16 protein-coding genes and 2 pseudogenes are annotated in these 25,683 nt (G+C 72.0%); 9 read left to right on the top strand and 9 right to left on the bottom strand.

The window, feature by feature from the left end:
• Positions 1–24: 24 nt before the first annotated feature.
• The 3 genes from ACZ60Q_RS06850 to ACZ60Q_RS06840 all read right to left on the bottom strand — a co-directional run bounded on the left by ACZ60Q_RS06850 (position 25) and on the right by ACZ60Q_RS06840 (position 6,624).
• Positions 25–2,946 (bottom strand): FG-GAP repeat domain-containing protein, encoded by a 2,922-nt coding sequence (locus tag ACZ60Q_RS06850; RefSeq protein ID WP_469629416.1) that lies wholly within the window; start codon positions 2,944–2,946, stop codon positions 25–27.
• Positions 2,946–5,477: a S8 family serine peptidase gene (locus ACZ60Q_RS06845; protein WP_469629413.1), complete on the bottom strand. Its 2,532-nt coding sequence runs from the start codon at positions 5,475–5,477 to the stop codon at positions 2,946–2,948. The genes ACZ60Q_RS06850 and ACZ60Q_RS06845 overlap by 1 nt, the downstream gene beginning before the upstream one ends.
• 139 nt (positions 5,478–5,616) lie before the next feature.
• Positions 5,617–6,624, bottom strand: coding sequence for a LuxR family transcriptional regulator (locus ACZ60Q_RS06840; protein ID WP_469629410.1), 1,008 nt, complete (start codon positions 6,622–6,624; stop codon positions 5,617–5,619).
• A gap of 229 nt (positions 6,625–6,853) precedes the next feature.
• Between ACZ60Q_RS06840 and ACZ60Q_RS06835 the strand changes: the two genes are divergently transcribed.
• Positions 6,854–9,709 carry a M4 family metallopeptidase gene (locus ACZ60Q_RS06835; protein ID WP_469629408.1) on the top strand — a complete coding sequence of 952 codons (2,856 nt, stop codon included), beginning with the start codon at positions 6,854–6,856 and terminating at the stop codon, positions 9,707–9,709.
• A gap of 144 nt (positions 9,710–9,853) precedes the next feature.
• Here ACZ60Q_RS06835 and ACZ60Q_RS06830 read toward each other — a convergent pair whose 3' ends face one another.
• The 3 genes and pseudogenes from ACZ60Q_RS06830 to ACZ60Q_RS06820 all read right to left on the bottom strand — a co-directional run.
• On the bottom strand, positions 9,854–13,186 hold the full coding sequence (locus ACZ60Q_RS06830; RefSeq protein WP_469629405.1) for an ATP-binding protein: 3,333 nt from the start codon (positions 13,184–13,186) through the stop codon (positions 9,854–9,856).
• Positions 13,187–13,558: 372 nt separating this feature from the next.
• Positions 13,559–14,341, bottom strand: coding sequence for an oxidoreductase (locus tag ACZ60Q_RS06825; protein WP_469629402.1), 783 nt, complete (start codon positions 14,339–14,341; stop codon positions 13,559–13,561).
• 811 nt (positions 14,342–15,152) lie between these two features.
• Positions 15,153–15,230: pseudogene (locus tag ACZ60Q_RS06820) on the bottom strand (fasciclin domain-containing protein); the annotation flags it as partial.
• A 97-nt stretch (positions 15,231–15,327) separates the two neighbouring features.
• Between ACZ60Q_RS06820 and ACZ60Q_RS06815 the strand changes: the two are divergent.
• Positions 15,328–15,981 carry an HAD family hydrolase gene (locus ACZ60Q_RS06815; RefSeq protein WP_469629400.1) on the top strand — a complete coding sequence of 218 codons (654 nt, stop codon included), beginning with the start codon at positions 15,328–15,330 and terminating at the stop codon, positions 15,979–15,981.
• A gap of 156 nt (positions 15,982–16,137) precedes the next feature.
• Here the strand turns inward: ACZ60Q_RS06815 and ACZ60Q_RS06810 are convergent, their stop codons facing one another.
• Both ACZ60Q_RS06810 and ACZ60Q_RS06805 read right to left on the bottom strand, forming a co-directional pair.
• Entirely contained in the window at positions 16,138–17,166 is a 1,029-nt protein-coding gene (locus ACZ60Q_RS06810) for a CU044_5270 family protein (RefSeq protein WP_469629397.1), read from the bottom strand.
• On the bottom strand, positions 17,163–17,810 hold the full coding sequence (locus tag ACZ60Q_RS06805) for an RNA polymerase sigma factor (RefSeq protein WP_469629394.1): 648 nt from the start codon (positions 17,808–17,810) through the stop codon (positions 17,163–17,165). Before ACZ60Q_RS06805 ends, ACZ60Q_RS06810 begins: the two co-directional genes overlap by 4 nt.
• A 174-nt stretch (positions 17,811–17,984) precedes the next feature.
• Here ACZ60Q_RS06805 and ACZ60Q_RS06800 point away from each other — a divergent pair, with 174 nt between their 5' ends.
• The 7 genes and pseudogenes from ACZ60Q_RS06800 to ACZ60Q_RS06770 all read left to right on the top strand — a co-directional run bounded on the left by ACZ60Q_RS06800 (position 17,985) and on the right by ACZ60Q_RS06770 (position 24,799).
• Complete coding sequence (locus ACZ60Q_RS06800; protein ID WP_469629391.1) at positions 17,985–19,145, top strand: NAD(P)/FAD-dependent oxidoreductase; 1,161 nt, start codon at positions 17,985–17,987, stop codon at positions 19,143–19,145.
• Positions 19,142–19,405, top strand: a complete 264-nt coding sequence (locus ACZ60Q_RS06795; RefSeq protein WP_469629389.1) for a (2Fe-2S)-binding protein — start codon at positions 19,142–19,144, stop codon at positions 19,403–19,405. Before ACZ60Q_RS06800 ends, ACZ60Q_RS06795 begins: the two co-directional genes overlap by 4 nt.
• A pseudogene (locus ACZ60Q_RS06790) lies at positions 19,398–20,855 on the top strand (FAD-dependent oxidoreductase); the annotation flags it as partial. The gene ACZ60Q_RS06795 and the pseudogene ACZ60Q_RS06790, both read left to right, overlap by 8 nt.
• Positions 20,856–20,870: 15 nt before the next feature.
• On the top strand, positions 20,871–21,779 hold the full coding sequence (locus ACZ60Q_RS06785) for a dihydrodipicolinate synthase family protein (protein WP_469629570.1): 909 nt from the start codon (positions 20,871–20,873) through the stop codon (positions 21,777–21,779).
• A 1-nt stretch (position 21,780) separates the two neighbouring features.
• On the top strand, positions 21,781–22,782 hold the full coding sequence (locus ACZ60Q_RS06780; protein WP_469629387.1) for a proline racemase family protein: 1,002 nt from the start codon (positions 21,781–21,783) through the stop codon (positions 22,780–22,782).
• The gene (locus ACZ60Q_RS06775; RefSeq protein ID WP_469629384.1) at positions 22,779–23,861 is read left to right on the top strand and encodes a proline racemase family protein; all 1,083 of its coding nucleotides are present in this window, start codon (positions 22,779–22,781) and stop codon (positions 23,859–23,861) included. The genes ACZ60Q_RS06780 and ACZ60Q_RS06775 overlap by 4 nt, the downstream gene beginning before the upstream one ends.
• Positions 23,858–24,799 (top strand): ornithine cyclodeaminase family protein, encoded by a 942-nt coding sequence (locus ACZ60Q_RS06770; RefSeq protein WP_469629381.1) that lies wholly within the window; start codon positions 23,858–23,860, stop codon positions 24,797–24,799. The genes ACZ60Q_RS06775 and ACZ60Q_RS06770 overlap by 4 nt, the downstream gene beginning before the upstream one ends.
• 145 nt (positions 24,800–24,944) lie before the next feature.
• Here the strand turns inward: ACZ60Q_RS06770 and ACZ60Q_RS06765 are convergent, their stop codons facing one another.
• Positions 24,945–25,655, bottom strand: coding sequence for a GntR family transcriptional regulator (locus ACZ60Q_RS06765; protein ID WP_469629378.1), 711 nt, complete (start codon positions 25,653–25,655; stop codon positions 24,945–24,947).
• Positions 25,656–25,683: the final 28 nt, after the last annotated feature.

The raw sequence follows: 25,683 nt of genomic DNA, 5'->3' as shown, positions 1-25,683 counted from the left end.
TCCGAGGCGTAGCGGAGAGGTGGATCAGGACAGGGTGTAGGCCGTCATCTGGTGGATGGCGTTGTCCAGGGACAGGACGCCGCCGCCCAGCAGCTCGGCCGCGCGGTTGACTCCGAAGTCGTCGTAGTTGAGGGAGACGACGTCATCCACTCTGTCGCCGTCGAGGTCGGCGGTGAGGTAGCCGCGCGCGCCCATCAGGGTGACTCCGCCGCGGCTGGACTGGAAGGCCCCGTCGTAGGTCAGCTGCGACGGGTCGTACGCGACCACGCCGGCCTCGGTGCCGCCGATCACCAGCTTGCGGCCGCCGGGGCCGGTGGCGAAGCCGGCGGTGCGCAGGCTGGCGATCACCGAGGCGCGGGTGTCGTCACCGTCGGCCGGGTAGCCGTGGACCGAGCCGAAACTGACCGAGTACAGCGGGTCGTTCTTCCCGTCGATGAAGAAGTTGCCGTGCGACCAGGGGCTTCCGGTCGCCCTCTGGTGCAGCAGCTTCCCGGTGCGGCCGTCGCGGATCTCGACGATGACCCTCGGGGTCGCGGTGCTCAGATCACCGGCGACCGTCGGATCGGCCAGCACGATCCAGGTGTTGACGACCGCGTGCCCGTCCGCGTACGGGATCTTCGGCGAGGCGAAGGTGCCGTGGTCGAGGACGGCGCCGTGCAGCTTGCCGTCCGCGGCCCTGGCCGGGGCCTTGGGGTCGGCGTTCCACTTCACCTTGCCGGTGGCGCCGTCGAGGGCCACGCCGCCGACGACGGCGTCGCCGTCCCAGAAGGCGTTCTCGGTGGTGTACTGCGTGTACACCTGGTTGCCGCCGACCGAGGTGTCGGAGAAGACCACGTCGGTCCGGTCGGTGGGCGCCTTGTACGTCCACAGCAGCGAGCCGCGGGCGTTGTAGGCGCGCAGCGCGTCGGTCGGGACGAGGATCTCGGCCCTGCCGTCGCCGTTCACGTCGGCGACGGTCACCGAGCGGACGAACTCCCCGGCGCCGTCGATGGTGGTCAATACCCTGCCGGTGGTGCCGTCGAGGACCACCGTGGCGGAGTCCGCGGCGACGACGACCTCGGGCTTTCCGTCGCCGTTGACGTCACCGGTCGCGATGCCGCGCACGGTGCCGGGCACGTCGGCCCGCCACAGCTGCTTCGGCTCGGTCCCCTTGACCAGCGACGGGCCGGACCAGGCCCACACACCACGCGAGGAGCCGCCCGCGACGACGTCCGGCCTCCTGTCGCCGTTCAGGTCGACGGTCCGCCCGTGGTTCAGATCGCCCCGGAGCGGGGTGAGGACCTTCTCCTTGCCGTTGCCGAGCCTGTAGGAGTGGACGTTCTGGGACTGGTCGATGACGCGCACGAAGTCGTCGCCGCCCGAGCGGTAGACCTGGTGGACCAACGGCGAGGCGTTCAGGCCCTCGTGCCGCCAGACGGCCTTGCCCTTGGAGTTGAACGCCGTCAGCGAGCCGTAGGCCAGGCCGGCCGTGTTCCTGGCGTTCTCCATGTCCCGGTCGTTCTGCGCCGAGGCGATGAGCCTGCCGTCGGCGACGTCCAGGTCCCAGGTGCTGGCGCCGTCCGAGCGGTTGCCGGCGCCACGCTTGGTCGTGTACGACCACTCGACGGACGCCCCGTCCGTGCCCTTGAGGACACGGATCGTGCTGGCGTTGACGGAGTGGGAGGACGTGAGGGTCGACTCGCTGACCGCGTACTCGGCGCCGGTCGCGCCGGTGACGTCGCCGACGGTCATGGCGGTCGCCAGTGCGTTGACCCGGGTGTCGAGCGTGGTGCGCTCGCCGCTCGCCAGGTCGTAGGAGACGATCTCGTATGTCACCGCGTCGTTGACGTCCGTCTGCTCCAGCGCGACCACCCGCTGACGCCTCGCGTCCAGGTGGAGCTGGCGGCCGTAGAGGTCGCTGCCGGATGTCCACTTCACCGCGCCGTCGGTGGTGTCGAGGACCAGGGTCGTGCCGTGCGCGGCGACGGTGGAGGTCTTGCGGAGGTTCCAGGAGACGGCGACCTTGCCGTCGCCGACGGCCTCGATGCCGCCCCAGGTGGCGATGCGCGCCTCCTCGGTGTCGTACGTCCACGTCGACGACGGTGTCAGCGCGCCGTCGGCGTAGCTGAAGCGCAGGCCGCTGAGGGTGGCCGTCCCGGTCGCCGGGGCGCCACCGTCGTTGAGGCGCGGTGAGTCGGCGACGAGCAGTGTGCCGTCGACGATCTTGACCATCGAGGCGTACGCGTACAGCTTCGACCACAGGGTGTTGCCGGTCCTGCCGTCGAGAACCGTCACGAACGTGCCGGTGTACAGCGAGGAGCCCGGCGAGGTGAAGGCCCGGAAGGGCGAGGAGCCGACGGACGCCGAGAAGACGATGTCCGGCGTGCCGTCACCGGTCAGGTCACCGGTGTCGTAGCCCTGGTCCGAGGTGGGGGCGAACGGACTCACCGCGTTGTAGCCCATGAGGATGCGCGCCGGGTACGGCTCGGTCTGCCACGGACGGACGTTCTTGGCCTTCCAGTCCGCGTACAGGGAGGTGTTGGTGCGCTCCCACGTGGTGGAGCCGTCGGCCTTGTGCAGCTGGACGTTGCCGAGGCTGTGCACGGTGAAGTACCCGCCGCCCGCGGCCGGCACGGTGGCGCCGACTCCGCGCACGCCTTCGAGCGTGGACTTGGCGGTGAAGGTCACGGGAGCCGTGGAGTCGGCGGCTGCCGCGCCGTCGCCGGACGCGCCCCGGGAGGCGCCGTCGGTGGACGTGGGCTGGTCGGTGGAGTCGTCGGCCGACCGGTCGCCGTACACGTCGACACCGATCTGCTCGCCGAGCTGCTTCGCCTCGGTGCTCGTCAGCCTCATGGCCGATCCGTCCTCAGCGGCCAGCGCGTGCGGCGCGGCGGTCAGCGTGAGTCCCGCCGCGACCAGGGCGGAGGCGAGGCGCAGGGCCCGCCCGGAGGTGTGGGTGGTTCTCATCACTTGGCTCCCTGCGCGATGCGGATCGCCGAACCGTCGGTCAGGACGGCCTGGTCGAGCGAGTACTGGAGTGCGTCGGTGCCGGTCTGGTTCTCGATGCCGACCGTGGCGCCCGAGCCCTTCCCCGGCACGGTCTTGTACTGGAAGGTCACATCACCGGTGGCCTCGTCGAAGACCGCCTCGAAGGTGACACGGCCGCTGCCGGAGACCGTCGCGGCGTTGTTCCACACGATCGCGAACTTCCGCTTGCCGGCCTTGCCGGTGGTGGCCGTCTGTACGTTCGACCTGTTGTCGAGAATCAGGTCGTCCCAGAACGGGGCCGCGATGCCGTCGGGCTTGTCGGCGGCGGGCAGCGCGGTGTTCTCGTAGTCGCCCAGGCGCGGGGCCATGAAGTTGACCAGGCCGTTGGTGGTGACGGAGGCGCTGTTGTAGTCGACGCCGTACAGGCTGACCCAGAAGGGCAACGAGATCGTCCTGGCGTCCTCGTCGCCGCTCAGGGCGACCTTGTCCGTGCCCTTGATCCAGGAGTACGTGGCCGGGGCGCAGCTGTTGCCGAACGCGTCGGCGCGTTCCGGGAGCCGGACCGTGGTCTTCTCGTTGTCGTCGACCGTCAGCGGCGCGGCGGCGGTGCCGTTGCACAGCACCGGGGCGCTGGGCTTCACGTCCAGGGTGTAGCTGCCCTCGGCGACCTTCGGCAGGGTGAACGTGCCGTCGGCGCGGGAGGTGACCGCGGCGACCGGGGTGTCGAGGACCGCGACGGTGGCCTTGGCCAGTGGCTTGCCGGTGACATCCAGGACGGTGCCGGTGACAGCGTGCCGCGGGACGGCGGTCAGCGCGACGTCCTGCGTCAGCTTCTGGTCGTCGGCCAGGTCGACGCCTGTCAGCTCGGAGAAGCGGTAGCCGTAGCCGGTGAACGTGAAGGTGTAGGCGCCCGGGAGCAGTGCCAGCCGGTAGCCGCCGTCCGAGCCCGTGGTCACGGTGCGGGTGTCGGTGCCGTCGGTGACCTTGACGGTGATGTCGGCGAGCCCCTCGCCGGTCGACCTGTCGGTGACCCGGCCGGTCACGGAGGCGGCCTCCCGCGGAGCCTTCTTGACGGAGGCGAGAATGTCGAGCTTGCCCTCGCCCCAGACGTTGTTGGCTTCGGCGGTGCCGCCGCAGTGGGTGTCCTCGATGTCGTGGGCACCCTGGTCGAGCAGCGCGCGGGTCTTCTCGATGTCACCGATGAGCGAGGGGGAGGCCGCCCACAACAGCGCCACGGCTCCCGCGACGTGGGGCGTCGCCATCGACGTACCGTTGATGGTGTTGTACGAGGATCCAGGCCAGGTGGAACGGATGTCGACGCCCGGGGCCGAGATGTTCGGCTTCGGGGAGCCGTCGACGGGCGACGGACCGAAGCCGGAGAACCTGGCGATCTTGCCGGTGGAGTCGTAGGCGCCGACGCCGTAGGCGGGCGCCTGCGCGCCGGGCGCCTCGGTGGTGGAGCAGGTCGTGCCGTCACCGGCGTTGCCCGCGGCGAACGCCTCGAAGATGCCGGCCGAGTTCCATGACTCGATGATGTCCTGGTAGAACGTCGTTCTTCCGCCGCCCCAGGAGTTGTTGACGATGTTCGGGGCGAGTTCCGGACGCGGGTTCTGCCCGGTGCGGTCGGTCGGCGCGAGGATCCACTGGCCGGAGGCGAGCAGGGCGCCGTCCGAGCAGGACTTCGTCTCGCAGCCCTTGGCCGCTATCCACGTGGCGCCCGGGGCGACGCCGATGCCGTTCGCGGCGGCCATGGTGCCCATCGTGTGGGTGCCGTGACCGTTGTTGTCGCAGGGGACGCCTTCGGTGCCGCACTGGCCGGTCGGGTCGTACCAGTTGTAGTCGTGGTGGAAGGTGCCGTCGCCGTTGTTGCCGCGGTAGTTCGCGACCAGGTCCGGGTGGTCGTACTGCACGCCGGAGTCGACGTTGGCGATGACGATGCCCTCGCCGCGGTCCTCGTACTGCGACCAGACCTTGTCCGCCTGGATGTCGCTGACGCCCCACTCGGGGGCTGCGGCGTCGCCTGCCGCCGTCTCGGCCTTGCTACCGGAGGCTTCGACGTCGTCCAGCTCGTAGTGCCGCTCCTTGACGACCCTCGCGACGTCGGAGCGCTTCGCGATCTTCGCGACGAGGTCCGCGTCACCCTTGACCTCGACGGCGTTGGCGATCCAGAAGTCCTGGTGCCCCACCTTCTCCTTGTCGAGGAAGGAGGTCAGCGACCGCTGGCTGTCGGCGGCGTGCGCGCGCAGCTCCTTGAACGCGGCTTTCGCCTTGGCGGCGTGCCCACGCTCGCCCTTGGCCGCCGAAAGGTCGGCCTGGTCCTTCAGGACGACGAAGAACGTCGCCTCGCCGCCATCGGCCACGGCGGCGGAGAGCCCGGAGTCGACCTTGGCGGACGAGCCGGGCGGGAGGGGGGACGCGGACGCGGAGAGCGGCGCGGTGAGCAGAGCGGCCGCGGTGACCGCGACCGCCGTCCACGCGGCGGATCCGCGCCGTGGGTGGGACAGGTGCATCGGGGGTGCTCCTCCGGGACATTTACGGGGAGCCATGACGCTAGAGAGACGCCGTTACTCGGGCATTACAGCGCCCGGCTCCTGTGTGCGCCCGCCTCCACCGGGAGCGTTGCGGAGGGAGGCGGTGGGCCGGCGCGGGTCAGGAGGTCAGCCATCCCTTGCGTACGGCCTGAATTCCCGCCTGGAAGCGGGTTTCGGCACTCAGGTACGTCATCAGCCGGCTGATCCTTCGGCGGACGGTGTGCACGTGCAGGTCGAGCCGTCTGGCGATGGCCTCGTCCTTCAACCCCGAGGCGAGCATCGTCAGCAGCTCGCCATCGCCGTCCGTGACCGCCTCGGTGCCGCCGAGGCCGACCGGCAGGGCACGCTGCCAGATCTCCTCGAACAGGGGCACCAGGGCGTTGCCCAACAAGGAGTCACTGACCACCAGGGCCGCCTGGGTGGGGTCGGCCGCGTCGGTGGGAGGGAGCAGAGTGACCTGGCGGTCCACGGTGATGAGCTTCGTCGGCAGGTTCGGTGCCACCCGGATCTCCACTCCTTCGTCCACCAGCACGGCCAGTCCGCGGGCCCGGCTGGGGAATTCCAGGCCGGCGCGGTCGACCACCACACGCACCCGCACCCCCCGGCGGACGAGGTCGGTGACACGCAGGGGCGCCGGCATGCCGTCCGGCGCACTCGCGGCGTAGGGCGGCCGGTCGAGCAGATTGACCTCGGCGTTCGCGGACGCGAGAAGGGCCGTCACCCGTTCCGCTATGGCGCGGTCGCCCCGCACTGTCTCGATGCCCGTTCTCTGGGGAGCCGCCGACCGGCCCAGTACCTGAGAGGCCAGTCGGTCCGTCGAAGCGGTGAGCGACTCCAGGTCCGCCGAGGCGGCGAGGAGCCGTGCGCGGCGAAGGTGGATCTGGTTGCGGATGGCGGTGGCGGGGCTCACGGCCGTGGGCAGCCGGTCGCCGACGGGCGCCGGGTGGACGAAGCCGTGCTCCAGCAGCCGGTTCAACGCGGCCTTCACCCGAGGGGCCTTCATGCCCACGCTCCGGGCCAGTGCCGCCCGGGTTCCGAACTGGGCGGGACCCAGTAGTGCTTCGTAGACCGCGAGTTCGCCGTCGCCCAGACCAAGACTTCGCCACTGCCCAATTTCCTGCTGCATGCGGGGCATCACACCCCGGCTGTTCCCCCCGCACAAGTCGCGCAGACGCGCCGCTCGCCTCCTCCGACGCCTCGCACGCCGCGCAACCGTGCCTCTCGGAGGGTCTGTTGACACTTGTGTACACGTACACAAGTGAGCATCCGCAGGGCATTGTTCGTGCCCCTCCGTCAGGGCTTGCATGTCGGGGACCGAATCCCGGTCACCTGTTCGTACCCCTGGAGGGAACACCGTGCGGAACTCAGTCCGCAGAGCAGCAGGCACCCCGAAGAGACCATCCGGCGGCCCCGTCGTCGGCCACGGCGTGGCGGCGCTTCTCACCGCCGCCGCGCTGCTGTTGACCGGCGTCCCGGCCGCGTTCGCGTCCACCGGCGCCACGGCCCCCACGCAGGAGGTGGCCCCGGGTACCCACACCGAGACGCCCTCGCTCGTCTCCGGCCTGCACGAGGAGGTCCCGGCGGCCGGCAGCCCCGCCGACGCCGCCCGCGGGCACCTCAAGGCGAAGAAGGGCCGCTACCACATCGCCGACCCGGCGGGGGACCTGAAGGCCGTCGACACACAGACCCATGACCGGCGCGAGACGGTGCGCCTGGAGCAGCGGCACGAGGGTGTCCCGGTCCTGGGCGGTGAGTACGTCGTCCGGATGGAAAAGAAGAACGGCAAGCGCGCCGTCACCGGCACCTCCGGCAGGTACTTCACCGAGCTGAAGCTCGACTCGGTCACCCCCGAGGTCTCCGAGAAGACCGCCATCGAGCGAGCGGTCGGCGCGGTGGCCTCGCAGTCGGGCGGAGGCATGCTGCGTCTTCCCGCCGAAGCCGGCACAGCACGCGAGGCCAAGCTCAATGGCAGTGCGCGAGGGCTGGTGATCCTGCCGCAGGGCGACGGGGTGCTGACCCGGCACATCACGGTCACGGGCGTGAACCCGGCCGACGGTTCGCCGGTGCGGCAGGAGGTCTACGTCGACGGTCGGTCCGGTTACCCGGTCCTGCAGTACAGCGCGATCAAGACCTTCGGGATGCCGGCCACGGCCACCGGCGTGACCGACGGGACGGCCGACGCCGGGATACCGTCGGGCACCGCCGCGGACCAGCTCGTCGTCAAGGGCACAGGTATCCGCTACAACGGCCAGAAGACCGAGGTGAACCTGTACAGGGACACCAAGGGCGTCCACCAGATGATCGACTACAGCAAGCGGGCAGCCGACTCCTCTTACATCGGCACCATGCTGGCGACCTATGACGCCCGGGGCCGCGAGGCCGGCAGTGCGGCCGGCGGCTGGCCCACGGGCATCAAGACCTTCCAGTCGGCCACGCCCGAACTCGGCAAGGACCTCACCGACGCCGGCGCGATCGACGCCCACTGGGCGGCGGGCAAGGTCTACGACTACTACAAGGACAACTTCGGCCGGGCCGGCCTCGACGGCAAGGACGGCTACATCTACTCCCTGGTCGGCGTGGTCAACGGCGGGCAGCCGTACAACAACGCCTTCTGGGACGGCACGAAGATGGTCTACGGCCAGGGCGGCGGCGAATACCGCACGTTCTCCGCGGACACGGACGTCGTCGGCCACGAGATGACCCACGGCGTCATCGAGCACACCGCGGACCTCGTCTACGTGGGCCAGTCCGGTGCGCTGAACGAGGCGATCGCCGACTACTTCGGCAACGCCATCGACGTCGAGGCCGACAACGTCTCGATGGAGGACCCGGACGCGGGCCTGCTCGGCGAGGACCTGTGCGTCACGCGCGGCCCGCGCGAGTGCGCCCTGCGCGACCTCGACGACGGTGCCACGACGTCGAAGGACTTCCTCGGCGTCACCTTCCGCGGCGACAACGGCGGCGTGCACCTCAACTCCACCATCTTCTCCGGCGCCCTGTGGGACATGCGCCAGGACCTGGGCGGCGACCTCGCCGACCGGATCGTCTACCGGGCCCTCTCCGCGTACATGACCCCGCTGGACGGCTTCACCGAGGGCCGGGCGGCAGTACTCGCGGCCGCTCAGGAGCTGGGTGCCACCAAGGCCCAGCTGGCGATCGTGAAGCGGTCGTTCGACGCCCACGGCATCGTGCCCGGCTGGGAGAAGGCGCTCGGCGTCGACACCGACACGATCCTGAGCAAGGTCAACGTGGCGGGCACCGGCGTCGGGGCGGGCGGCGGCAAGTACGTGGTCTCGAACTCCGACGAGAGGGGTAACGAGCCGTACTCGGTCTGGCTGGGCAACACCTCCGGTCAGGGCCGGCCGCAGCTGGTGAGCGAGAACAACGGCGACTACAACGTGTACGCGGACACCGACGGCAAGACCGTGGCCTGGGTCGACTACGCGTCGAAGGGCATCCTCCTCAAGACGCGGCCCGTCAAGGGCGGCGTCGTCAAGACCCTCGGCGGGGCCGGAGGCGAAGTCTCCGCGCTCGCCGTCGACGGCGACTACGTCGTCTACACCGTGACCGACCCCACCACCGGTCTCGCGCACGTCGGTTACGTGCAGATCAGTACGGGCAAGAGGGCCCTGGTCGACGGGGGCCGGACTCCGTGGAGCACGGCCCTGCCGTCGGTGCGCGACGGGAAGATCGCCTACGCCAAGATGTGGCCCGAGAGCACCGGCTTCAAGCTGGGTGTCGAGGTTCTCGACGCCGCTACCGGCAAGACCACGCTCATGCCCATCGACAAGAACACCACGATGGGGGTCGGCCAGACCGCCCTCACCGACGACGGCGTCTACTGGATCGAGGACGCCGATCTCACCGACACGGGCCGGGCCTCGGTGCGCCGCGCGGGGCTCGACGGCTCGGACCCGGTCACCGTCACCCCGGAGTCCGGCGCCGGCTCCCTGTACGCGTACTCACTGACGGCCTCGGACGAGGCCGTCTCGGTCACGACGATGCCGCCGGCCACGTCGTGGGCCAACGGCACGCTGCCGAAGCTGTATCAGGCAGCCCCCGACGGCAAGGGCGGTGCGCGGCGCGTCTCCTGCAACCGTGGTGACCAGGTCTACGCCGCCGCGGCCGAGGGCCTGCGCGTGCTGTGGCTGGACGGCACGACCGGCTCCACGAACCTCGTGAAGCGGGACCGTCCCGCGGGTGCGTGCTGATCCACCCGCCGAATCCGGCGGCCGGCTCCGTGAGGAGGCCGGCCGCCGCCCGCGTCCGCGCTGCCGTCCGCGTCCGCGCTGCCGTCCGCGTAGCCCGGCCGTCGCTCGTGTCGCCCGCGTCCGCGCAGAGCACCGTGACCGCTCTCAGGCCTCCCGCAGCAGACCTCGTGCCCAGGCCGTCCGGCGCGTCCCGGCCGGATACGGCAATGCCTGGGCCAGCGCCTCGGCGCGGGTCAGCTCCCACGTGCCCTCCGATGTCCGGGCCAGCAGGGTCAGGGACGTTCCGAGGGCGATCCGCGCCTCCACCTCGGCGAGTCGTTCCCCGGTGCCCTCGGCCCGTGCCACCTCGGCCAGCGCGAGCCGCATCGAGGCCTCGGGCCGCCCCGTCAGGAGTTCCGCCCAGGCCACCAGCACAGGTGCGTCGTCGGCATGGCCCTCCAGTGCACGCAGAGCCTCGTCCGGACGGCGTACGTACAGGGCCAGTTCGGCGCGTGCCGTGCGCGCCTCGTGCTCCGCCTGCCGGTCGCCGACCGCGGCGGCGGCCACCTCGGCGCGGCCCACGACGTCCCCTGCCCTCGCGGTCTCGCCCAGGAACGTCCACACGCGCGCCATCGTCGCGAGAGCGTGCGGCAGGCACCAGGCGTCGTACGCCTCCGCGCCCGACACGGCCTGCTCGGCCAGAGCACGGGCCGGCTCGGGCTCTTCGAGCAGGAGCCGCAGTTCTGCGAGGTTCGCCCGCTCGAACGCGGCGGCGATCGGGGCTCCGGACCGCTCGGCCAAGGCCAGTGCCCTGTTCCCGATCCGGACGGCCTCGGGCAGTCGGCCGGCCCTCCGCGCGTTCTCCCGCAGTGTCGAGAGGACCGAGCCGAGCAGGGCCGGATCCCCGTACGCCTCGGCCGGCGCCAACGCCTGGTCGCCCGCGGCGCGTGCCTGGTCGAGGCGGCCCGCGAGCCCGAGACCGGCGGCTTGCAGGGCGAAGGCGCGGGCCGTCAGTCCCTGACCCGGTGTTCCCGGCACGTCCCGGGCGGCCGTCAAGGCACGGCGGGCGGCCTCCGCTCCCGCCGTGTACTGCCCCTGGACACAGCGGACGACGGCCAGGGCGAGGAAGTGGCTGGCGGTCGGCTCCGGCGCGGTGCTCGGCGTTACCGGATGCGCGCACAGGGTACGGAGGCCGGACACGGGGGCGCGGGTCTTGGCCAGCGCCTCGGCGAGCAGGGCCGCCGCGAGGACCGTGTCGTCGTGGTCGCCGCGCCGTTCGAACTCGGCCAGGGCGATGCGAAGGGCCTCGGCGGCGTCCTCGAAGTGCCCCATTCTGCGCAGGATATGGCTGTGCGCGAGACGGGCGCGGGCGGCGTCGACGTCGAGCCTGGCGACGAGGTCGCGGTAGTAGCGGTCGGCGGTGTCGTTGGCGTACAGGGCGGCGGCGCGTTCGGCGGCGCGGCGCAGGTACCCGGCCGCGCGCGGGTCGTCCGCTCGCGCGAAGTGCGACGCGAGGGCGTCGACGGCGTCCGGACGGCGACGAAGGACCGCCTGTGCGAAAGCGGTGTGCAGCCTGCGGCGGCGGACCGCGGACAGCTGCTCGTAGCAGGTGAGGCGGACCAGCGGGTGCCGGAACGCCACCCCGGCCTCGGGCCGGCCGGCCACCACCACCTGCCGTTCGTCGACGAGCGAGGCGGCGATGGCCCGCTCCAGGGCGTCGGCCGCGGCGGCGCCGGACAAGGGAGGGTGCAACCCGTGTTCGGCCACGTCGAGCAGCTCGCTCAGCGCGGCCTCGCCCCCGGCGGCGGAGAGCGCCTCGACGACGCGGCGGGCATCCGCGTCGAGTCGCAGGAGACGGTCGGCCACCAGCTCCCGCACACCCTCGGGAGCAACGTTGTCAGCGTCGCGATCCATCAGGCCACGGGCGAGCTCAAGGGCGAACAGCGGGTTACCGAGGGAGAGTTCCCACACCCGGTGGGCGTGCTCGTCGTCCGTCACGCCCCCGGCCGCGTCACGCACCACAGCCAGGCACGCCTCCCTGTCGAGCCGCCCCACCTCCTCACGCACGATGAGACGCTGGCGCAGCAGTGACGCCATGGCAGAACGGCGCGGGTCGCCTTCGGGAAGTTCCTCCTCCCGGTAGGTGACCAGGAACCGCAGCGTCGTTCCCCGCTCGACGACTCGCCGGGCCAGATGACCGAGTAACTGGTACGAGCCGGTGTCGGCGGCGTGCAGATCGTCGAGGACCACCAGCACCGGGCGCGCTGCGGCCAGGTCGCCGAGCAGCGCCGCACTCGCCCGGAACAGCCGGTCCCGCTCCTCCTCCGGGCTGCGCTCGTTCTCTGCCCGTACGCGTCCCAGCGACGGGAGGAACGCGGCCAGCTCGGGATGCTCGGCGCCGATCCCGGCGCGCTCGCCGGCGTCCCACTCGGCCAGCCAGCCGTCCAGGGCCTCGGCGAACGCGCCGTACGGCGTGTGCCCCTCCGAGTCGTGTCCACCGCCCCACAGCACGGCGGTCCCGCCCCGCGCGGCCCGCCGCGCCGCCTCGCGGGCCAGACTGGTCTTGCCGACGCCCGCCTCGCCGGTGAGCAGCGTCACCGGTGGCCCGTCGGCCACGAGCAGCCGGGCGAGTTCTTGGTCGCGGCCCCTCAGCGGCGTCCCGGCCGCTGCCCTCAGCGGCCCGGGGATCGACGGCGCGGAGAGGGCCGGGGCGGGCGCGTCGGTGAGTGCCATACGGTGCAGCCGTTCCGTCTCGGCCCCGGGCCGCACCCCCAGCTCGGCATCGAGGGCCTTCCGGCACAGGTGGTACTGGCGCACCGCCAGCCGCCGCAGCCCCTGGCGCAGATGCGACTCCATCAGGATGCGGTGCGCGGCCTCCTCGGCCGGGTTGGCCGCGAGCACCTGCTCGACCGTGGCGGCCGCCTCCGGGTGCGCCTGGGCTGTGAGCTGTGCCGTCGCGAGCGCGAGCAGCACCTGCTCTCCGAGCCTCGCGAGCCGGTCGCGGCGGGGCTGGGCCCACCGCGCGTACCGGTCCTCCGGCAGCAGCTCGCCGGTGAACCGCCGTGCCGCTTCGGAGAGCGCGGCTATGTCGCCGGTGGCGAGCGCGGACAGCGCCGTCTCCTCGGCGTGGTCGGTGTCGATCCACACGGTCCGCGGATCGAGCAGCAGCAGTGAGCCGTCGGAGACCAGATAGGAGGAGGTGGCTCGCGGGACCAGCTCCGGTTCGAGGGCGTGGCGCGCGGCATGCAGGGCGACGCGCAGACTGCGCAGCGCGGCTTGCGAACCGGAGTCGGGCCAGCAGATCCCCATGGCCTGCTCGCGGTGCAGCCGGTGGCCGGGTGTGACGGCGAGCAGCTTCACCAGGGTCCGGGCGCTGGGGCGGGGCCAACGCTCCTCTGCCGCCGGACCCGTTTCACGAGTCACCCGAAACCCGCCCATAAGGTGCAGACGCAGCAAGGGGGTCGTGTCGTTCGTGCCGTCCGCCTGCCGAGCGTTCATGAGGGCGACAGAGTAGCCGAGCACGCCGTGGATCCCCTGGGCGAGGCCCCAGGGGATCCACGGCGGCGGCCGAACCGTCGTCGAGGGCGAAGAGGCGCTGCGGGCCATGTCGAATGACCCGCGTCCGGATGGTCGAGCAGACCGATGGCACGCCCTGAGACGGGCGCCCCCCGGGAGCCGCCTCGGCCCTCCGCCGGCGCCGCCGGTGCGAAGGGTGTCGTCCGGGGCCGTCGGCCGCACCCCGCAACGGCTCCGACGCCCATACTCGGGACTCCGTGTCCCGCCCGTCGGCCCGGCGAGCGGAGCACCAGCGGGTGTGCCGGGCGCGGCAGACGGACGGGACTTTGGCGACACGGTCCGGGGCCTCCCGGTTCAGAGTGCCGTGAGCGCTCCGCCGTCGATGAGGTGGTCGGCGCCGGTGAGGTTGGCGGCGGCGTCGGAGAGGAGGAAGACGATCAGGGCCGCGACCTCTTCGGGTTCGGTGATGCGGCCGGTGGCGATGCCGAAGTCCTTCGGCAGCCGCTGGAAGAAGGTGGCGTGGTCCAGTCCGCCCTGTGCGGCCACTTTGCCGCCGAGGCCGTCGGGGTCCGCCCAGACGAAGGTGTTGACCGCTCCGGGGGAGACGGTGTTCACGCGTACGCCCCGGGGCCCGAACTCCCGGGCCAGGGATTTCCCCAGCGAGGTGAGTGCGGCCTTGGCCGCGCTGTAGGCGATCAGGCCGGTGGTGGGTTCCCGGGCGCTGATGGACGAGACATTGACGATCGAACCGCGGCGTTCGATCAGACTGGGCAGAGCGGCGCGGGTGGCTCGGACGGCACTCAGCAGATTCAGGTCGAAGATGCCGGACCAGTGGGTGTCGTCGGTTTCGAGGAAGCCGACGGGCGCCAGGTCGTCCCCACCGCCGACGTTGTTCACCAGCAGGTCGATGCCGCCCAGTCGGTCGAGGGCGCCGCTCATCAGGGTGGCGACGCCTTCGGCGGTGCTCAGGTCGGCCGACACCGGGTGCGCGCCGGTCTCCTCCAGCTCGGGTGTGATGGTGCGGGCGGCACCGACGACCCGGACGCCCTCGGCGGCCAGGGTACGGACGGTGGCAAGACCGATGCCCCGGCCGGCGCCGGTAACGACCGCTGTCTTCGAGGTGAGGTTGAGATCCACGACACTCCAGTTCTCGAACCGTAAGTACGTTCTGCGGGTCGGCACTTCGGAAGCAGTGGGTGCCGCGGTCCGCATCGAAGGAGGTCGATCGTCGCGCCGATCACCCGAAAAGTCCACCCCGGCTTCCGGTGATCGGCGCGCCATGAGCCGCATGCCCACGACGGCGTTCAACAGCAGCCCACCCCAGCGCTCCGCGATCGTGCTGGGGTGCGATCTCCCCGGCTCGCCGACCGTCCTCGGTCAGTGCTCGGAGATGTCCTCGGTTCGGGCGAACACGCACGGGGCGAGCTGGGTCGCTGCCTCGCCCATCCCCGGCAACTTCGGCCACCACCGCGTTCACGGTCGTTCTGCACCGGCGGTCCGGGTCGGCGAGGCCCACCCCGGCAACAGGTTCCGGTGTCTCGCGTACTGAGGCCCGTCCGGTCGCAAGCCACCCGGGTCAGCCATCGGATCATGACGGCCATGCGCGCCTCTACCACCCGCGGCATGGTGATGCGATATCCCTCCCAGGAGTGACACAGGTTGACGAAACCCTCCGGACAGCGGTTCGCCGGGACACCGGGCCTCCTCGCGATGACGCACCACGTGGAGTGCGCGGCGATCCTTGAGTCGATCAGGAAGGATGACTGACCTGAGGTTTTACCGATGTGCGTCATGGAGTTGTGGGCGTTGTGGGAGTTACGGGCCAGGAGGCGCCGGTGTGTCGCATGGCGTGGGGTGGGTGGTGGGGGACGAGTTGCTGGTCGCCGTCGGTGTCGAAGGAGTGGGCGTTGTCGACCGCGGGCCACCAGGTCCGGGCTCGCCGGTTGCCGTCGTCGAGGAGCTTGTCGAGATCCGCCTTCGGGATCTTCGCGAAGGCTTCGTCGGACGGAGCGAACACGGTGATGTTGGTCCGAGCCGGCGCCCGCTTCGAACGCGGACACCTTGTCGAACGCCCCTGGATCACCGCTGCCGCGTGCCTGTGACAGCCCGCTTATCCTGCGGGGATGATCCATCCCATTGAACTCGTCATATTCGACTGCGACGGCGTGCTGGTCGACAGCGAACGCATCGCGGTGCGCGTGGATGCGCTCGTCCTGGCCACGTTGGGGTGGAAACTCACCGAGGCCGAGATCGTCGACCGCTTCATGGGCCGCTCGAGCCAGTCGATGACGCAGCAGATAGAGGACCACCTCGGGTACAGGCTGCCGGCCGACTGGGAGGAAGAGTTCAAGCCCCTCTACCACGATGCGTTCGCCGCTGAACTCACCCCCGTCCAGGGGATAGTCGACGCTCTCGATGCGCTCACGCCTCTCCCCACCTGCGTGGCATCCAGCGGGAGCCACGACAAGATGCGTTTCACCTTGGGGATCACCGGTCTCTACTCACGCTTCGAAGGCCGCATCTTCAGCGCCACCGAGGTCAAGCACGGCAAACCGGCCCCGGATCTGTTCCTCCACGCCGCGCGACAGATGGGGATCTCGCCTGAGGCATGCGCCGTGGTCGAGGACAGCCAGTACGGTCTTCAAGCAGCCCGAGCCGCAGGCATGCGAGCATTCGCCTACGCCGGGGGAATGACTCCCGCGGACCGACTCGAAGGCCCCCGCACCGTCGTCTTCGACGACATGCGTGGACTGCCCGGCCTCCTCGCGGATCAGTGACCACCACGTGGTGCTCAGGGCGGCGCCGAGCGCCGTAGGTGCGGCGCGGCGCGGCAGACCATGACGGGGAGCACCCGTCGGGCCGCAGCGCGGGGTGGCAGGGGGTGTTGCCCGGCAGAGTGCCGGGCGACGCGCCGCGGCTCGCGATCTTCTGGGTCAGACGTTCGTGCTGGTGCCCTGATCCGCCGTCGGAGCAGGCTTCTGGCCGGGCTTGTCCGTGAAGCCGCTGTCGATGACGGCCGTCGAATCGACCGCTGTTCCAGCTTTGCCCCAGGCGGAGTCCTTGAGCAGGACGGTTCGTTCGCCGAGGAGCCGCGAGGTCCCCTTGTCGAAGATCCACTCGCTTCGCTCTCCATCGTGTGTGCGGGCGACGGCGACACCCCGACGGCCGACGGCGTCCACCGAACTCGGGACCACGACAACGCCGGGAATCCGTGCTGCCGCGCGGTAGAGGGCCGCACTTACCTCCGGCGGTGCTACGGACGTCCGCAGCAGTTCGCCGATGATGAGGAAGGCTTCCTGGTCCGGACCGGTGGTGGAGCCGGAACCTGCTCCGTGGTTCAGCCTCGCGTCACGGTGGATGGCTGCGAGCACTTCCTCGGGGTCAGTGGGAAGCCCGGCGAGGAAGCGGTAGGTCGGCGAGCCGAAGCTGCCCTGTCCCGGGGCTTCCAGCAGAGTCCCGGTGGCACCCCTCTTGCGTTGGACGGTACGGCTGCCGCCGTCCACGGCTGTCCACTGCTCGTAACTCCCGTCCTCCCGCGACAGTTTCATTTCCCCGTCGGCGGTCTCCGACAGCGAGGTGGTGTGCCCGGTCACGTTGACGTACGTGAACTGGGCGTCTCGTGGGGTGTCGGCCGGACCTGTGGCGGCATGACGTGCCGCCTGTTCCAGGAGCCGCACCGACGCTCGCGAAGCAGGCTGCGCACCCGGGGCCGGGGGAGTGCCGGAGTGGGGAAGCATGACCGCGATGACCACGGCACACACGACTGCCGCGGAAGTGAGGGCAACAGTGGCCCGTCGCTTCGCACCGGCCCTCCGCTGCCCGGCCGGCCCCATGTGGTCGATCTCCGCAAGGAGATTCCGCTTGTGCAGCTCAACAACCTCGGTGTGCGGGTCCGGGTAGGGCGGCGGCGGAAACTCCGTCCGGGCCTCCGTCTGCTCCGCACCTTCACAAGGGTCCGTCATGCCTTCCTCCGGTATGCATCCGCGACCTTGGGCGCCGGTCCTCTTACCCTGCGCCGGCTGTCCGGCTCAGCCCTCCAGCCGGCGGTGACGTCCGTCCGCAACTCGGCCTCCACCAACCGGCGTAACTTCGTCCGGGCGCGCGAGAGCCGGGATCGCACCGTTCCCGTGGGCAACCCGAGCGCTTCGGCGGCTGCCGTATAGCTCAGCCCGGACCAGACGACCAGGGTGAAGACCTCGCGCTCGCCGCGCTTGAGGCGGCTCAGGGCCTTCGCCGCCGCCGCCAGGCGTTGCGCGTCAGCGAGCTGACCGACGACTTGGTCGGCGAAATCCTGTGCCTCCTTGGATGCCGGCAGTCGGGCCATGGCCCGACTGTGCCGCCGGGCCGCCCTCGCCGAATTCCGGAGCACGTTGGTAGCGATGCCCAATAGCCAGGCCCGGACATTGCCCACCTCGCCCCGGAGCTTGTGACGCAGCCGCCAGGCTTCGAGGAAGGTCAAGGACATCACATCCTCAGCGGCGGCCCAGTCACCCGTACTTCGGATCGCATGCGCGTACACCACACGCGCATGCTGATCGAAGATCTCGGCGAACGCGTCGCGCTCGCCGGATCGAATCCGCTCGTTCAGTGAAGACTTCACACCCATGAGTGTCCGCTCGGCCCTCCCGGTTCCCCATCGGCCTGGAAGGGGGTTGCAGTCCCGCACGCGGCGCGTCGTCGGGTGCCCGGGTGAAAAGTCACCGGGGCGATGGCGTTGTCCTCGGGTCGTCCGGATGTATAGCCTGGGCAATGGCATGTGACATTGCACTAGGGAGCGGTCATGAAAGTCGTCGTCGTCGGAGCGGGCATCGTGGGCGCCGCGTGCGCATTCCACGCCGCCGCGGCGGGGCTCGACGTCACGGTCCTCGACCGCGGCCCCGTCGGCGCGGGCACGACCAGCCGGGGGGAGGGCAACATCCTCCTCTCCGACAAGGCACCCGGCCCCGAACTGGAACTGGCCCGGCTCAGCCGTGACCTCTGGGACGAGGCCGGTGAGGAACTCGGCCCGGAAACCGTCGAGCTGGAGGCCAAGGGCGGCCTGGTCGTCGCGAGCACACCCGCGGCACTCGGGGCCCTGCACGCGTTCGCCGCGCGCCAGGCGGCCGCAGGGGTCCGTACCGAAGCCGTCGAGCGTGCCGCCGACCTCGAACCCCACATCGCGCCCGGCCTCCCCGGCGGCGTCCACTATCCGCAGGACGCCCAGGTGCAGCCCGTTCTCGCGGCGGCCGGGCTGCTACGGGCCGCGGTCCGGCGCGGGGCCCGGACACATACCGGCGAGGCCGCCGCCGCGGTCACCGGAGCCGACGGCCGGATCACCGGAGTGCGCACCGCCGACGGTACGGTGCTGCCCGCCGACGCCGTGGTCAACGCCGCCGGCACCTGGGGCGGCGAGGTCGGCCGCCGGCTCGGCGCCCCCGTCGAGATCCTGCCCCGCCGGGGCTTCGTCCTCGTCACCGAGCCGCTGCCGCCGATGATCCGGCACAAGGTCTACTCCGCCGACTACGTGGCCAACGTCGCCTCCAGCGACGAGGGGCTGGAGACCTCGTGCGTCGTCGAGGGCACCCGCGCGGGGACGATCCTGATCGGAGCCAGCCGCGAACGCGTCGGCTTCGACACCGCGATGAACCCGGCCGTGGTGGCCACGCTCGCCGCCCAGGCGTGCCGCCTCTTCCCGTTCCTGCGCGGCGTCCACCTGATCCGTGCCTACCGGGGCTTCCGGCCGTACTGCCCGGACCACCTGCCGGTGATCGGCCCCGACCCCCGTGTCCCCGGCGTCGTCCACGCGTGCGGCCACGAGGGCGCCGGCGTCGGCCTCGCCCCCGGGACCGGTGCCCTGGTCACCGCCCAGCTCCTCGGCCGCCCGTGGCGCGGCGCCGATCCGGCCGCCCACACCGGCCTTCTGCCCGACCGATTCCTCAACCCCGGAGGTGTGCCGAAGTGACCGCAGCGACCGCGTTCACCGTGGACGGCGAACCGTTGCCGTTCGTACCGGGACAGACCCTGGCCGCCGCGCTCGTCGCCTCGGGCCGGGTCGCCTGGCGGACCACTCGGGGTGGGCAACGGCCCCGGGGGATCTTCTGCGGGATCGGCGTCTGTTACGACTGCCTGGTGACCGTCGACGGAACGGGCGGGCAGCGGGCCTGTCTGGTGCAGGCCCGCGCGGGCATGGCCGTCACGACCGGGGAGGGCGACGATGAGTGAGCCCCGGGACCTCGTGGCGCCGAGTGCGCCCTGTGACCTCGTGGTGGTGGGCGCGGGCCCGGCCGGCATGGCCGCCACCGCCACCGCCCTGGACGGCGGGCTGCGGGTCGTTCTCCTCGACTCGGGCGCGGCCCCGGGCGGCCAGTTCTGGCGCCACCCCCCGCTCTCCGCGCGCGAGGCCGTTCCGACCGCCGATCCGCACCACGGGCCGAGCACCTACCGGACACTCCGCGCCACCCTCTCCGCCCACGAGCGCACCGGACGGCTCAGGCTGCTGCTGAACCACCATGTATGGACCACGGCCCGCGAGGAGGACGGCTTCGCCGTCCACGCCATGGACCGCGGCCGGGCGCCCGAGGAGAGGGCCGTTGCGCTGCGGGCCCCGGCCCTGCTGGTGGCGACGGGCGCCTACGACCGCCAACTCCCCTTCCCCGGCTGGGACCTGCCCGGTGTCCTCACCGCCGGCGGGCTCCAGTCGCTGCTGAAGGGCGGGGGAGTCGTCGCCGGTCGCCGGGTGGTCCTCGGCGGCACGGGCCCCTTCCTGCTGCCGGTCGCCGCCGCCCTCGCCGTACACGGGGCGAAGGTCGTCGCCGTGTGCGAGGCGGCGGCGCCCTCGGCCTGGCTGCGCCACCCCGTACCCCTGCTGCGCAACCCCGCCAAGTGGGCCGAGGCAGCCCGGTACGCGGGCGCCCTCGCCCGGCACCGGGTCCCGGTACGCACCCGCACCGCGATCGTCGGCGCCGAAGGGGAGGGGCGGGTCGCCGTCGTGCGCACCGCCGCCCTGGATGCCGACGGGGGCCCGCTCCCGGGCAGGGAGCGCCGGATCGAGGCCGACACCGTGGGCGTCGGCTGGGGCTTCGTCCCCCAGCTCGACCTGCTGCTCCCGCTCGGCTGCGACCTCGTCGACGCGGGCGACGGCACCATGGCCGCCGCCGTCGACGACGGACAGCGCACCACGGTGCCCGGGCTGTACGCGGCGGGCGAGACCTGTGGCGTGGGCGGGGCCGCGCTCGCGGTGAGCGAGGGCCGCGTCGCCGCCGCCTCGGTGCTCACCGACCTCTGCGCCCCGGGCCGGGCCGGCACCCGCCGCCCGGCCGCGGAGCGTCGGGCGGTGGCCCGGCACCGTGCCTTCGCCCGGGCAATGGCACAGGCCCACCCCCTGCCCACGGCCTGGCCCGCGTGGCTGACCGACGACACACCGGTCTGCCGGTGCGAGGAGGTCACCGCGGGGGCGGTCCGGTCCGCCCGCGCCGACGATTCGGCGGCCGACCACCGGCAGGTCAAGCAGCTGACCAGAGCCGGCATGGGCTGGTGCCAGGGCCGGATGTGCGGGCCCGCCGTGCACTGCCTCGTCACCCGGGGCGAGCCGTACGCCCCCGCCGAGCGGCTGATCGCGACCCCCGTCACCCTCGGTGCGCTCGCCGACTCCGGCGAGTCCACTTCCGACCCCGTCCGAGGAGTTCTCATGGACCGCGCATCCATCCGCACCCGCATGCCCTGGCACGGCGTCATCGTCGCGACGAGCCTCCCGTTCGGCCCGGATCTCGCCGTCGACCACGGCGCCTACGGGGACAACGTCGCCTGGCTCGCCGAACAGGGCCTGCACGGCGTCGCCCCGAACGGCTCGCTGGGGGAGTACCAGACCCTGACGTACGAGGAACGCGACCGCGTCGTGGAGACCGCCGTCGCGAACGCACCCGAGGGCTTCACCGTGATGCCGGGCGTCGGAGCGTACGGAGCGATCGAGGCGAGGAGGCATGCGCGGTTCGCCAAGGACGCCGGCTGCCAGGCCGTCATGTGCCTGCCGCCCAACGCCTACCGGGCCGACGACCGTGCCGTCCTGGAGCACTACGCGATGGTCGCCTCCGCCGGACTCCCCGTCACCGCCTACAACAACCCCATCGATACCAAGGTCGACCTGCGTCCGGAGCTGCTGGCCAAGCTGCACGCCGAAGGGTTCATCGTGGGCGTGAAGGAGTTCTCCGGCGACGTCCGCAGGTGCTACGCCATCAACGAGCTCGCCCCCGGGCTCGACCTGATCGTCGGTACCGACGACACCCTCCTGGAAGTCGGTGTCGCCGGCGCCAAGGGCTGGGTCGCCGGCTATCCCCAGGTCTTCCCGCGTGCCTGCCTCGACCTCTACAACGCCTCGCTGGCCGGCGATCTCGGCACCGCGCTCCCGCTCTACCGACAGCTCCACTCCGTACTGCGCTGGGACAGCAGGACCGAGTTCGTCCAGGCGATCAAGCTCGGCCAGGACATGATCGGCCGGACCGGCGGTGCCTGCCGTCCGCCCCGGCAGGCACTGGACCCGGAGACCGCGGCCGTCGTCCGCTCCGCCACCCAGGCCCTCATCGACGCCGGGGTGAACTGACGTGCGCTCCCAGGTGTGTTACCACGCGGTCGACTCGCACACCGAGGGAATGCCGACCCGGGTCATCACCGGCGGGGTGGGTGTTCTGCCGGGCGCGACGATGGCCGAGCGACGGCGGCGGTTCATGGCGGAGCGCGACGGGCTGCGCACCCTGCTCATGTGCGAGCCGCGCGGGCACGGGGCGATGTCCGGAGCGATCCTCCAGCCCCCGACCCGGCCGGACGCCGACTTCGGCGTGCTGTTCATCGAGGTCTCCGGCTGTCTGCCCATGTGCGGCCACGGCACCATCGGCGTGGCCACGGTCCTCGTGGAGACGGGCATGGTGGAAGCGGTCGAACCGGAGACCCTCATCCGCCTCGACACCCCCGCCGGCCTCGTCACGGCACGGGTCGCCGTGCGCGACGGCCGCGCGGAGTCCGTCACTCTGGAGAACGTCGCCTCCTACAGTCACGCGCTGGACCAGGTCGTCGAGGTCGAGGGGTTCGGCCCGGTCCGCTACGACATGGCGTACGGCGGCAACTTCTACGCCATCCTGCGCACCGAGGACCTCGGGATCCCCTTCGACCGGGCGGAGAAGGGGCGACTGCTCGACGCGGGCCTGGCCGTCATGGGGGCGGTCAACGAGCAGAACCCGGTGGTCCATCCGGAGGATCCCGCGATCGACCTCTGCCACCACGTCTATCTGGAGGCGCCCGGCTCGACCGCCGAGCACTCGCGGCACGCCATGGCCATCCATCCCGGCTGGTTCGACCGCTCGCCCTGCGGGACGGGAACGAGCGCCCGGATGGCCCAACTGCACGCGCGGGGACAGCTGAAGACCGGTCAGGACTTCGTCAACGAGTCCTTCATCGGCTCCCGGTTCACGGGCCGGATCCTGGCGGAGACCACGGTCGGCGGCAGGCCCGCCGTCCTGCCCTCCGTCACCGGTCGCGCCTGGATCACCGGGACCGCGCAGTACCTGCTCGACCCCACGGACCCCTATCCGACGGGATTCACCGTATGACGGCCGATCCGTACACCGTGCCGATCGGTACGGCACATCCCCGCACCGGACCGATCGGCACGGTCGACTGGCACACCGGGGGCGAACCGTTCCGGATCGTGCCCGAGTCCCCGCCGGCCGTGACCGCACCCGGACCCACCGTCGCCGAGCGCCGCACGGTCGCCATGGCCGACGCCGGGGTGCAGTGGACCCGGGCCCTGCTGTGCGGCGAACCGCGCGGCCACGCCGACATGTACGGTGCCTTCCTGGTGCCGCCGGACGACGCCGGGGCCCACCTCGGCGCCCTCTTCTGGCACAAGGACGGCTTCTCCACGGCCTGCGGCCACGGCACGATCGCCCTCGGCGCCTGGGCGGTCGCCACCGGCCTGGTCCCGGTGCCGGCCGACGGCACGGCGGACGTCGTCATCGACGTCCCCTCCGGCCGGGTCACGGCGAGCGTGCGCACGGCCGGCGGCCGGGTCGCGGACGTGACGTTCCTCAACGTCCCCGGCCATGTCCACGCGCGCGGCGTCGAGGTGGCGACCTCGTGGGGAACCGTCACCGTCGACATCGCCTACGGCGGCGCCATGTACGCGGTGGTTCCGGCCTGCCGGCTCGGCCTGCGGGTCCTGCCGAGGGACGTCACCGCGATCATCGCGGCCGGCCGCGAGATCCGTGACGCGCTGAACGCCGCCCACGCCGCCGAACACCCCGAGGACGCCCGGCTGTCCGGCGTCTACGGGACGGTGTTCACCGAGGAGGCGGGCGCCCCGGCCGAACGGCCCGACGGTACCTGGCTGCTGCACCACCGCAACGTCACGGTGTTCGCGGACGGTCAGGTCGACCGCTCCCCGTGCGGCTCGGGCACGGCTGCCCGGGTGGCGCTCCTCGCCGACGCCGGGGAACTGCGCCTCGGCGACGAGCTGCGTCACGAGTCGGTGGTGGGCTCCGTCTTCCGTGCCCGGATCGAGCGGGCCACCACGGTCCACGGCCGCCCCGCGGTCGTCCCGGCCGTGACGGGCACCGCGTACGCCACCGGGACCAGCCGCTTCACCGTCGATCCCGATGACACCCTCGTACCCGGGTTCGTGCTGCGATGACGGTGACGCTCGACGCGGCGGACGTGTTCGCGCTCGGCCCGGCCGGGGCCGTCACCGCGGTCCGGGAGGCGCTGGCCGGGGGGCTCGACCCGGACGGCGACGTGACCCGGGCGGTCGTGCCGCTGGCCCACGGTCAGGGGCTGCTGATGCCCTCGGAGTCCGGCGGCTGGTTCGGCGTGAAGATCGCCACCGTCGCGCCCGGCAACGCCGCGCGCGGGCTGCCGAGGATCAACGCCACGTATCTGCTGCACGACAGCGCCACCCTGACGCCGGTGGCCCTGCTGGACGGGGTGGCGCTGACGGCCCTGCGCACCCCGGCCGTCTCGGTCGCGGCCTGCCTGGACCGGCTGCGCGCGCTCGCGGACGGGGGCGGCGGACTGCGCCTGGTGGTCTTCGGCGCGGGCCCCCAGGGGGAGGGGCATGCCGCCGCCGTACGGGCCCATGTCCCGGTGTCCGACGTCACGGTCGTCACCCGGCGCGGAGGGCCCGCTCCCGGCTGGGCGGACCGTCATCTGGCCGCGGACGCGGGGGGAGTGGCGGCCCGGGTCCGGCGCGCGGACGTCGTCGTCACCGCGACGTCCGCGCGCGAACCGGTGGTCGACGGGCGGCTGGTGCGCGACGGCACCGTGGTGCTGGCGGTCGGCTCGCACGAACCGGACGCGCGGGAGCTCGACAGCGTGCTGATGGGGCGTGCCGCCGTCCTGGTGGAGAGCCGCGCGACCGCCCTCCGTGAGGCGGGCGATGTCGTCATGGCGATCCGCGAGGGCTCGCTCGCCCCGGACGACCTGCGCACCCTGGCGGAGCCGACCGGTGCGCGGGGTGACGTCCCGGCCGACCGCCCGCTGGTCGTGAAGACGTGCGGGATGGGCTGGCAGGACCTGGTGGTCGCCGTGGCGGCCCACCGGCGGAAGGAGGGGACGCCGGGGGAGCGGAGCTGAGCGTGCGCCACGGGCGCCGGCCCCCCCAAGGTGCCTCGCGCCAACACGCGCCGCCCTGGCGGACTTCGGCACGAGGGGCACGGGTCCAGCACGGGTCCAGCGTGGCTTTGGCGCCAACACGCCCCGCCCCGAACTGTCTTCGGCGTCAGCGTGCGCCGAGCCTCCGGGGCGGCGCGGCGCGTTCGGCTTCCCGCTTCCGGGCCGCCCACAGGGTCCGCACATGCGCGAGATGGCGGCGCATGTGCTCCTCGGCCCCCTCCGCGTCCCCCGCGATCATGATGTCCAGGAGTGCGGTGTGCTCGCGCGCCGAACCCACCAGTGCCCCCTCCTGGGACAGATCGGTGAGCCCGTAGAGGCGGGAGCGCTTGCGCAGGTCGGCCACGGTCTCCACGAGGCGCGCGTTCCCGGCGAGGGCCAGCAGGTCGAGATGGAAGCGGCGGTCCGACTCCAGGTAGGCGATCAGGTCGCCGCCCTGCGCGGCGGTCACGATCTCCTCGGCCACCGGGCGCACGGCCTCCAACTGCTCGCGGGAGGCGGTGCGGGCCACGCGGCCGATGGTGGGGATCTCGATGAGCGCGCGGATCTCGGTGTACTCGTCCAGGTCGCGCTCGGAGAGTTCGGTGACGCGGAACCCCTTGTTACGCACCGCCTCGACCAAGCCCTCGCGGGTCAGATCCAGCATGGCCTCGCGCACGGGCGTGGCGGAGACGCCGTACTCGGCGGCGAGGGTGGGCGCCGAGTAGATCACGCCGGGCTGGAGTTCCCCCGCTATCAGCGCGGCACGCAGGGCGCCCGCCACCTGGTCGCGCAGATGCTCCTGCACCGAGATGAGTTTGCGGGACTTCAGCTCACTCATGCGTTCCCCTTCAATGATGTGGCACCGC

The organism is Streptomyces sp. NPDC104313, assembly GCF_055583985.1.
Note: the sequence above shows the minus strand (reverse complement) of the source record. Positions and strands in the feature narration are given on the sequence as shown.